The organism is Devosia sp. (genome assembly GCF_039927955.1).
Classification (GTDB): Bacteria; Pseudomonadota; Alphaproteobacteria; order Rhizobiales; family Devosiaceae; genus Devosia.
The window spans coordinates 22,343-31,292 of sequence record NZ_JBDSUA010000011.1; the positions used below are offsets into that span (position 1 = coordinate 22,343).

General features: G+C 62.3%; 11 protein-coding genes and 1 tRNA gene. 11 read left to right on the forward strand and 1 reads right to left on the reverse strand.

Annotated features, from left to right (window positions below; all coding sequences use genetic code 11):
- Window positions 1-252: 252 nt before the first annotated feature.
- Window positions 253-342: transfer RNA gene (locus tag ABIT12_RS04670), tRNA-Ser, on the reverse strand.
- A 197-nt stretch (window positions 343-539) separates the two neighbouring features.
- Here ABIT12_RS04670 and ABIT12_RS04675 point away from each other — a divergent pair.
- The 11 genes from ABIT12_RS04675 (at window position 540) to rlmH (ending at window position 8,896) form a co-directional block, all read left to right on the forward strand.
- The gene (locus ABIT12_RS04675; RefSeq protein WP_348040404.1) at window positions 540-1,316 is read left to right on the forward strand and encodes an MBL fold metallo-hydrolase; all 777 of its coding nucleotides are present in this window, start codon (window positions 540-542) and stop codon (window positions 1,314-1,316) included.
- Window positions 1,317-1,517: 201 nt separating this feature from the next.
- A complete protein-coding gene (rplU, locus tag ABIT12_RS04680; RefSeq protein WP_407065587.1) occupies window positions 1,518-2,126 on the forward strand; it encodes a 50S ribosomal protein L21 in 609 nt (202 codons plus the stop codon).
- 12 nt (window positions 2,127-2,138) lie between these two features.
- Window positions 2,139-2,405, forward strand: coding sequence for a 50S ribosomal protein L27 (rpmA, locus tag ABIT12_RS04685; RefSeq protein WP_299731804.1), 267 nt, complete (start codon window positions 2,139-2,141; stop codon window positions 2,403-2,405).
- 121 nt (window positions 2,406-2,526) lie between these two features.
- Window positions 2,527-3,066, forward strand: coding sequence for a GNAT family N-acetyltransferase (locus tag ABIT12_RS04690; protein WP_348040406.1), 540 nt, complete (start codon window positions 2,527-2,529; stop codon window positions 3,064-3,066).
- Window positions 3,063-3,599, forward strand: a complete 537-nt coding sequence (locus ABIT12_RS04695) for a GNAT family N-acetyltransferase (protein WP_348040408.1) — start codon at window positions 3,063-3,065, stop codon at window positions 3,597-3,599. The genes ABIT12_RS04690 and ABIT12_RS04695 overlap by 4 nt, the downstream gene beginning before the upstream one ends.
- Complete coding sequence (obgE, locus tag ABIT12_RS04700) at window positions 3,596-4,639, forward strand: GTPase ObgE (protein ID WP_348040410.1); 1,044 nt, start codon at window positions 3,596-3,598, stop codon at window positions 4,637-4,639. Before ABIT12_RS04695 ends, obgE begins: the two co-directional genes overlap by 4 nt.
- Window positions 4,640-4,670: 31 nt before the next feature.
- Window positions 4,671-5,816: a glutamate 5-kinase gene (gene proB, locus ABIT12_RS04705; protein ID WP_348040422.1), complete on the forward strand. Its 1,146-nt coding sequence runs from the start codon at window positions 4,671-4,673 to the stop codon at window positions 5,814-5,816.
- A gap of 32 nt (window positions 5,817-5,848) precedes the next feature.
- Window positions 5,849-7,090: a glutamate-5-semialdehyde dehydrogenase gene (locus tag ABIT12_RS04710; RefSeq protein WP_348040424.1), complete on the forward strand. Its 1,242-nt coding sequence runs from the start codon at window positions 5,849-5,851 to the stop codon at window positions 7,088-7,090.
- Window positions 7,087-7,731 carry a nicotinate-nucleotide adenylyltransferase gene (locus ABIT12_RS04715; RefSeq protein ID WP_348040412.1) on the forward strand — a complete coding sequence of 215 codons (645 nt, stop codon included), beginning with the start codon at window positions 7,087-7,089 and terminating at the stop codon, window positions 7,729-7,731. The genes ABIT12_RS04710 and ABIT12_RS04715 overlap by 4 nt, the downstream gene beginning before the upstream one ends.
- A gap of 250 nt (window positions 7,732-7,981) precedes the next feature.
- Window positions 7,982-8,308 (forward strand): ribosome silencing factor, encoded by a 327-nt coding sequence (gene rsfS / locus ABIT12_RS04720; protein WP_348040426.1) that lies wholly within the window; start codon window positions 7,982-7,984, stop codon window positions 8,306-8,308.
- Window positions 8,309-8,413: 105 nt separating this feature from the next.
- Entirely contained in the window at window positions 8,414-8,896 is a 483-nt protein-coding gene (gene rlmH, locus ABIT12_RS04725) for a 23S rRNA (pseudouridine(1915)-N(3))-methyltransferase RlmH (protein WP_348040414.1), read from the forward strand.
- Window positions 8,897-8,950 lie beyond the last annotated feature (54 nt).

Here is an 8,950-nt window from a genome sequence, read left to right on the forward strand (position 1 = left end):
ACTTTCGGGACAGTTTCCCAATTGTCTCAGATGTCAGTGGGTCATAGCGAGACGGGAGAGTTCCGGCGCTGGATCAGGCTGGACCTTCAGCGAAAGGCATTCGCTGCTGCCAATGTTTTGGTAGGGACAAGGGCCAGGCATCCGGTGCTCACGCCCACTTAACATACAATTTCAGAATGTGGGGTAAAATGGGGACGGAAACCACAACGCCATTAGTTTGTTGTGCATCTACAATAAGTTGAGACTGAAGAATGGCGGAGAGGGTGAGATTCGAACTCACGGTGGAGTCACCCCCACGCCGCATTTCGAGTGCGGTGCATTCGACCACTCTGCCACCTCTCCGCGAGGTCGTAAGCCCGCATTTGCATGCGGCAGGTCGACGGCCGGGCTTATGGCATAGAGCATGGCGGGCTGCAACTGCTGTTGTGACTTCACGCGAACTTGCGCGCTGGCATGCAGCCAAAATCCTGCTCGGGCATTTGGCGATACGGGGCGCCAGGCTTAAGCTGGTGGCTGATTTTACCAAATGGAGCATGGGCATGACCACACGGCGTCACCTTCTGATCTCACTTTCGGCCTTGCCGCTGCTCGGTTTTGGGCTACCCGTCTCGCGGGCCTTCGCGCAGGCCGTCGAGACCAGCCTGGCGGGTGACACGATCACCACGGCCAATGGCGAGCTGGTGGTGCATCCGGTTCAGCACGCCTCGCTGCTGCTGGGGTGGCGCGATCAGGTGATCTATGTCGATCCCGTTGGCGGCGGCGCGCTCTATGGTCAACTGCCCAGCGCGACTGCAGTGGTGGTCACCCACGCCAATCCCGACCATTTCGATGTGCCCACGCTTGAAGCTGTCGCCACCGGCAGTATTCCGCTGATTGTCACCCAGGAAGTGTTCGACCAGCTGCCCGACGCGCTCAAGGTCAATGCCACCGTAATGGCCAATGGCGACGAAGGCTCGCTCAACGGCCTGTCGATTGCCGCCATCCCCGCCTACAATACCACGCCCGACAAGACCAAATATCACCCGCAAGGCGCCGGCAACGGCTACCTGATCAAGTTTGCCGACAAGATCGTCTATGTCGCCGGCGATACCGAAGCCACCCCGGAAATGCTGGCGCTCAAGAACATCGACCTGGCCTTCATCCCGATCAACCAGCCCTATACCATGACGGTGCAGCAGGCGGCGGACGCCATCAACACCTTCAAACCCAAAATCGCCTATCCCTATCACTACAAGGGCACCGATATTTCGGGCCTCGATGCACTGGTCGGCGACGAGGTCGAGGTGCGCCTGCTGGAGTGGTATGCCAACGGCTAAACCGCCTCTGGCCTTGACTCTGCGCCCTTTTCCCACGATAAGCCGCAACGGAATGCGCACCAGACCCGTCTGGCGCGCTTCTTTGGTTTGAAAACCGCTGCTTGAGGCTGCCCGCCGGATATTCCGGCAGTCGACCGTAAGACCGCAGGATTGGGATGCAAATCCCCAAGGGCTCACCTGTGGCGCCGCAGAGCGCGAACAATGGAACTGGCGTTTGAAGCGCTGGTACGATGCATGACTTTCGCCGTGATCAAGACTGGTGGCAAGCAGTATAAAGTTGCCGCAGACGACGTGCTCAAGATCGAAAAGCTCGATGCCGAAATCGGCTCGATCGTGACTTTCGATCAGGTTCTGATGGTTGGTGACCTCGTTGGTGCGCCGCTGGTTGAAGGCGCGCTGGTCGCTGCCGAGCTGGTGGAAACCCGCAAGCAGAAGACCGTCATCATCTTCAAGAAGAACCGTCGCCACAATTATCGTCGCCGCAACGGCCACCGCCAGCTGCTGTCGACCGTGCGCATCACCGAAATCCTGACGGGCGGCGCCAAGCCGACCATCAAGGCTGCCGCCAAGGTGGAAGCACCTGCGGCTGTCGTCTCGGGCAAGCCGGCCAAGGTCCGTGCCGCCGCCAAGGCTGCTGCCGCCCAGACCGAAGTTGCGGCCCCCGTCGCAGCCAAGCCAGCCAAGGCTCCGGCCGCCAAGAAGGCAGCAGCCCCCAAGAAGGCAGCCGCGACCGAAGAAACCGCGGCTGAAAAGCCCGCCGCCAAGAAGGCACCGGCCAAGAAAGCCGCGCCCAAGGCCGATAAGGAATAAGGAGCTAGCACCATGGCACACAAAAAAGCAGGCGGTTCATCCCGCAACGGTCGTGATACCGCTGGCCGCCGTCTCGGCGTCAAGAAGTTCGGCGGCGAAGCAGTTATCGCCGGCAACATCCTGATCCGTCAGCGCGGCACCAAGTGGCACCCCGGCACCGGCGTTGGTCTGGGCAAGGACCACACTATTTATGCACTGGTCGATGGCAAGGTTGCGTTCCGCACCAAGGCCAATTCGCAGGTGTTCGTGTCGGTTGAGCCGGCAATGGCGGCCGAATAATCCGGTAAGGTCCAGCAAACCCCATCCGGAGACCAGTTCCCCGGATCAGCGTTTGTAGTCCTGACGCATGTTTTCAAGAGGGGGACCGGTCACCGGTTCCCCTCTTTCCTTTGAGCCAATCATGTCCGACAAGAGCGCCAGAGCTGCCCTGCCCCAGACCATCGCTACCGAGCGACTGCTGCTGCGCGCGCCGTCGATGGCCGATCTGGACCAATTGGTGGCGCTGCTCGACAATCCCAGGGTCAGTGCCACCACCGCCGTGATCCCCAGCCCCTATACCGAGGCGGACGGGCGGTTTTTTATCGAACACACCGCCACCGACGCGGCGCTGCGGGCCTATGCCATCATCGATGGCGATGACCAGTTGACCGGCGTCGTCAGCTTCAAGTTTCAGGACGGCAAGTCCCCCGAGCTTGGCTACTGGATCGGCGAGCCCTTCTGGGGTCGCGGCTATGCGTGCGAGGCCGCCAATGGCCTGCTCGACGCGGCCCGTGTCACCGGCTTGTTCCCGCGCATCAATGCCCGCGCGCTCTCCAGCAATGGCGCCTCGCTGCGCGTACTGGAAAAGGCCGGTTTTGTGGTCACAGAAATTACCGCCAGCGTGATTGAGCGCCATCTCGGCCAGCCCATCCATGTCTTTGCATGGCAGGCTGATCGATGAGCGCCACCCTCAAAACCCGCCGCTTCACCCTGCGCCCGGCGCGCGATACCGACGCCGAATTCATCGCGCTCTATCTCAACGACTATGCCGTCGCCGGCAATCTGGCGCGAGTGCCGTTTCCGTATCGCCTCAGCGATGCGCGGGCCTGGCTGCGCACTTTGCGCGACCATGTGCCGCCCGGCGAGGCCAATTTTGCCATCGACCTGCCCGGCCAGGGCTATGCCGGCCATGTCGGCTTTCATCCGGGCGAATTGGGCACGGTGATCGGCTATTGGCTGGGCGCGCCCTTCTGGGGCCAGGGTCTGATGACCGAGGCGGTAACGGCGGCGACCGACTGGTTCTTCAAATCATCTGGAGCCGATCGGCTCTATTCCGGCGTTTTCGCCTTCAATCAGGCCTCTTTGGCCATCCAAAAAAAGCTCGGTTTTACGCAAACCGGACAATCCATGCTCCTCTGCCTTGCGCGCGGCAGGGAGGTGGAGCATATCGACACCATATTGACCCGCGCCGCATGGATGGAACGAAGCAAATGAAATTCCTCGATCAGGCCAAGATCTACGTCCGCTCGGGCGATGGCGGCGGCGGCGCCGTATCCTTCCTGCGCGAAAAGTTCGTTGAATTCGGCGGGCCGAACGGCGGCAATGGCGGACGCGGCGGCGATATCGTGGTCGAATGCGTCGATGGCCTCAATACGCTGATCGATTATCGCTATCAGCAGCATTTCAAGGCCAAGATCGGCACCCATGGCATGGGCAAGGACCGCGCCGGTGCGGCTGGCGAAGATTCCATCCTGCGCGTTCCTGTCGGCACCCAGGTGTTTGAGGACGATAACGAAACCCTGATCGCTGACATGACCGAAGTTGGCCAGCGCGTCGTGCTGCTCTCGGGCGGCAATGGCGGCTTCGGCAATGCCCATTTCAAGACCTCGTCCAACCAGGCCCCGCGCCACGCCAATCCCGGCCAGGTCGGGGTGGAAAAGTGGATCTGGCTGCGCCTCAAGCTGATCGCTGACGCCGGCCTTGTCGGCCTGCCCAATGCCGGCAAATCGACGTTCCTGGCGGCGGTTTCGGCCGCCAAGCCCAAGATTGCCGCCTATCCCTTCACGACGCTGCATCCCAATCTGGGCGTGGTCTCGATCGGTGAGCGCGATTTTGTGCTGGCCGATATTCCCGGGCTGATCGAGGGGGCCAGCGAAGGCGCCGGCATTGGCGACCGGTTCCTGGGCCATATCGAGCGGTGCGGCGTGCTGATCCATCTGATCGACGGCACCGAACCGGACGTCAAGCACGCCTATCAGACCATCCGCAACGAGCTGTCTCTCTATGACGAGCGCCTCGGGCAAAAGCCCGAACTGGTGGTGCTCAACAAGATCGATGCCATCGATCCGGACGAGATCAAGGAAAAGCTGAAGATCCTCAAAAAGGTCTCCAAGCAGGATGTGCTGCTCGTGTCCGGCGTCACCGGCAAGGGCGTCGACATGGTGCTCTATGGCGTCGTCGATACGCTCGACGCTACCAAGGCCGCCAAGCTCGAAGCCGCGCGCCGCAAGATCGAACCCAACTGGGCGCCCTGATGGATCGGTTCCCACCCTCCCTCGTGGCGCGATAACCATGACCAACGCCCTTGCCCCCTATAAGCGCCTGACCATCAAGGTCGGCTCGGCTTTGCTGGTCGACGGCAAGACTGGGAAATTGCGCTCGGCCTGGCTCAAGAGCCTGTCGGCCGATATCGCGGCGCTGAAAGCGCTGGGCGTTGAGATCGTCATCGTCTCCTCGGGGGCCATTTCGCTGGGCCGCCGGCTGCTCAAGCTCGACGCCATTGCCTTGCCGCTGGAGCAATCCCAGGCCGCCGCCAGCGCCGGCCAAATTGCCTTGAGCCAGGCCTGGGCCCAGGCTTTGGGCGGGCATGACATCGTTACCGGCCAGATCCTGATCACCCCCAATATCACCGAAGAGCGGCGCTATTATCTCAACGCCCGCACTACCATCGCCACCCTGCTGTCGCTGGGCGCGGTGCCGATTATCAACGAGAACGACAGCGTCGCCACCGCCGAAATCCGCTATGGCGACAATGACCGCCTGTCGGCCCGCGTTGCCACCATGATCGAGGCCGATTGCCTGGTGCTGCTTTCCGATGTCGATGGGCTGTACACCGCTCCGCCCGCCAAGGACCCCACCGCCACGCACCTGCCGATCATCCCCGCCATCACCCCCGCCATTGAAGCCATGGCCGGCGGCGCCGCCAGCCATCTGTCGCGCGGCGGCATGACCACCAAGGTCGAGGCCGGCAAGATCGCCACGCAAGCCGGCACGGCGATGATCATTGCCAAGGGCACCGAAGACCATCCGCTCAAGGCCTTGACCGAAGGCGCCCGCCACACCCTGTTCCACCCCGCTCAGTCGCGGGCGCAGGCGCGAAAACGCTGGATCATGGGCTCGCTCGGTGTCGCCGGCAGCCTGCAGGTCGATGCCGGGGCGGCCCGTGCGCTGCTCACCGGCAAGTCGCTGCTGCCGATCGGCGTCACCCGGGTCAAAGGCGAGTTCGATCGCGGCGATGCGATTGCTATTCTCGATCCGCAAGGCGTCGAGATCGCGCGCGGCCTGGTCGGCCTCGATAGCGAGGAAGCCCAATTGGTCAAGGGCAAGCGCAGCGATACGGTGCTGGAAATCCTCGGCACCGGTAATCGCGCCGAATTGGTGCATCGCGACAATATGGTATTGGTATCGGGCAAGATGGGGGAAGTGCTGTGAACGCGCACGAACAGGCCGATATTTCCGCAGTCATGGCCGAAATCGGCCGCAATGTGCGCCGTGCGGCGGGTGAACTCGCGACCGCTAACCCGGACCAGAAAACCCGCGCCCTGATGGGCGCCGCCGCCGTCATCAATGCCCGCCGCGCCGAAATTCTTGCCGCCAACGCCAGGGACATGGAAGCCGCGCAGACCAAGGGCATTTCGACCGCGTTCCTTGATCGCCTCAAGCTCACCGATGCGCGCATCGATGCCATCGTCGAAGGCCTGCGCACCATTGCCGAACTGGCTGATCCGGTCGGTCAGGTGATTGCTGAATGGGACCGGCCCAATGGCCTGCACATCAAACGCGTCCGCACCCCGCTCGGCGTCATCGGCGTGATCTTTGAATCGCGCCCCAATGTCACCGCCGATGCCGGCGCGCTGTGCCTCAAATCCGGCAATGCGGTGATCCTGCGCGGCGGTTCCGACAGTTTCCATTCCTCCCGGGCAATCGTTGAATGCCTGTGGGACGGGCTGCATCTGGCCGGCCTCAATACCGATTGCATCCAGCTCGTCCCCACCACCGATCGCGCTGCGGTGGGCGAAATGCTCAAGGGCCTCGATGGCAATATCGACGTCATCGTCCCCCGTGGCGGCAAGACCCTGGTGGCCCGCGTGCAGGCCGAGGCGCGGGTGCCGGTGTTTGCCCATCTCGAAGGCATCGTGCATGTCTTTATCGACAAGACCGCCGATCTCGACATGGCCATCAACGTCACCCTCAACGCCAAGATGCGCCGCACCGGCGTCTGTGGCGCCGCCGAAACCCTGCTGGTGCATCAGGATGTGATCCGCACGCACCTCAAGCCCATTATCAATGCGCTGATCGCCAAGGGCTGCGAAATCCGCGGCGACGAAACCGTCACCCGCCTGATCGCCGAGGCCAGGCCTGCCACCGAACAGGATTGGCACACCGAATATGAGGACGCCATCATTTCGGTGAAAATCGTCGACGATGTCGATGCGGCCATCGCCCATATCGGCAAATATTCCAGCCACCATACCGAAGCGATCATCACCGAGGATCCCGCTTCGGTGGAAAAATTCTTCAACCGCATCGATAGCGCCATCCTGCTGCACAATGCCTCTACCCAGTTCGCCGACGGCGGCGAATTCGGTTTCGGCGGCGAAATCGGCATCGCCACCGGCAAGATGCACGCGCGCGGCCCTGTGGGGGTCGAACAGCTGACCAGCTTCAATTACCGCATCACCGGCAACGGGCAGACGCGTCCTTGAATCAGCGCTTCACGCCCTACACCATTCCCGGCGTCACCGAACTGCCGTCTTCCGGGCGCGGCATGCGCATCGGGCTGTTCGGCGGCAGCTTCAATCCGGCCCATGATGGTCACATGCTGGTCGCCGAGCAGGCGCTGCGCCGGCTCGATCTCGATGCCCTCTGGGTCATGGTCACCCCGGGCAATCCGCTCAAGGACCGTTCCGATCTGGCGCCCCTGGCCGAGCGCGTCGCCGGCGCGCGACACGTGCTGAACGATCCGCGCATCAAGGTCACCGGCTTTGAAGCCGCCCACGGCTTCACCTATTCCTGGCAGACCATCAAATATCTCAAGCAATCCCTGCCCGGCCGCAACTTTGTCTGGATCATGGGCGCCGATAACATGGTGGGCTTCCATCATTGGCAGCGCTGGCGCGAAATCGCCGATCTGCTGCCGATTGCGGTCTATGTCCGCCCCGGCTCATCGCGCCTGGCGCCATCGTCGCGGACGGCACAGGCCTTGGCCCAATACCGGGTCGATGAAGACGATGCGCCCTCAATCGCTGGCTTCAGGGCCCCCGCCTGGGTCTATCTGCATGGGCTGCAATCGGGCCTGTCCTCATCCGCCATCCGCGCCCGCCGTAACCCTGAACCGACCAGGTAATGCGGCCGCCTTGCCAAAATCGCCATAAAAGGCCATATTGGCATTGTGTGATCGCAGTCACCGGAACGGGAATACATCGCTTGTCGTTTGCAAAGACGCGCGCCCATTCGAATAAACAACCAAGGATGCTACCCAAAAGCATGACCCATGCTGTTCTAGCGTGGGCAGGAAGCCATTGATGATGGCCCAGATGCCCCAAAATTCCGCCCCCGACCTGTCGGACCAGGCCCTCGCAACCCCGGTGCGCCCGATGATCGATGTCGTGCTCGAAAGCCTTGACGATGCCAAGGCCGAGCAGATCATTGCTGTCGACATCACCGGAAAATCCTCGCTCAGCGACCATATGGTCGTCGCGTCCGGCCGTTCGCAGCGCCACGTTGGCGCCGTGGCCGACCAGTTGGTCAAAGCCCTGCGCGAAGCCGGTTATGGCAAGCCACGCATCGAAGGCCTGCCCCATTGCGATTGGGTGCTGGTCGATGCGGGCGATGTCATCGTCCACGTTTTCCGCCCCGAAGTGCGCGAATTCTACAACATCGAAAAGATGTGGCAGGCAGAATTTGCCGAAGACGCGAATTAGAGCAAGCTGCGAAAAAGTGGGCACCGGTTTTTCGCAAACAGGCTTGCGGCGACAAGAGCGAGAGCCGACGATTTGGCCATGTCAAATCGACAGAGGCTTTAGCCTGTGAAAATCGCGATTGCCGCGGTCGGCCGCATGAAGGCCGGCCCGGAACGTGAACTGGTGGCGCGCTATCTCGATCGCGCCATCGCCGGGGGCCGCACCCTGGGCCTGACCGGGTTCGAGGTCATCGAACTCACCGAAAGCCGTTCCGGCTCCGCCGCCTCCCGCAAGACCGACGAAGCCAAGGCGCTCAGCGCCGCCATCCCCGATGGCATCATCGTGGCGCTCGACGAACGCGGCAAATCCATCGGCTCAGAAGCCTTTGCCAATCTCGTCGGCCGCTGGCGCGACGACGGCCGCCCCGCCGCCAGCTTCGTCATCGGAGGCGCCGACGGGCTACACCCCGATTTTGTCGCCAAAGCCGACCTGACCCTGTCCTTTTCCCCCATGGTCTGGCCCCACCAGCTGGTCCGCATCATGCTGGCCGAACAGCTCTATCGCACCACCACCATCCTCAGCGGGCATCCTTACCACCGCGGCGATTGAGCGCCCCCTCCGCAAATCCAGTGACCGGCAGCAACCCCCAAAGGCACGTCAACC

Coding starts and splice junctions, on each gene's coding strand:
- rplU (WP_407065587.1), top strand. CDS start 1,518: ATGGAACTGGCGTTTGAAGCGCTGGTACGATGCATGACTTTCGCCGTG.
- rpmA (WP_299731804.1), top strand. CDS start 2,139: ATGGCACACAAAAAAGCAGGCGGTTCATCCCGCAACGGTCGTGATACC.
- ABIT12_RS04695 (WP_348040408.1), top strand. CDS start 3,063: ATGAGCGCCACCCTCAAAACCCGCCGCTTCACCCTGCGCCCGGCGCGC.
- ABIT12_RS04690 (WP_348040406.1), top strand. CDS start 2,527: ATGTCCGACAAGAGCGCCAGAGCTGCCCTGCCCCAGACCATCGCTACC.
- ABIT12_RS04675 (WP_348040404.1), top strand. CDS start 540: ATGACCACACGGCGTCACCTTCTGATCTCACTTTCGGCCTTGCCGCTG.
- rsfS (WP_348040426.1), top strand. CDS start 7,982: ATGATCGATGTCGTGCTCGAAAGCCTTGACGATGCCAAGGCCGAGCAG.
- obgE (WP_348040410.1), top strand. CDS start 3,596: ATGAAATTCCTCGATCAGGCCAAGATCTACGTCCGCTCGGGCGATGGC.
- ABIT12_RS04710 (WP_348040424.1), top strand. CDS start 5,849: ATGGCCGAAATCGGCCGCAATGTGCGCCGTGCGGCGGGTGAACTCGCG.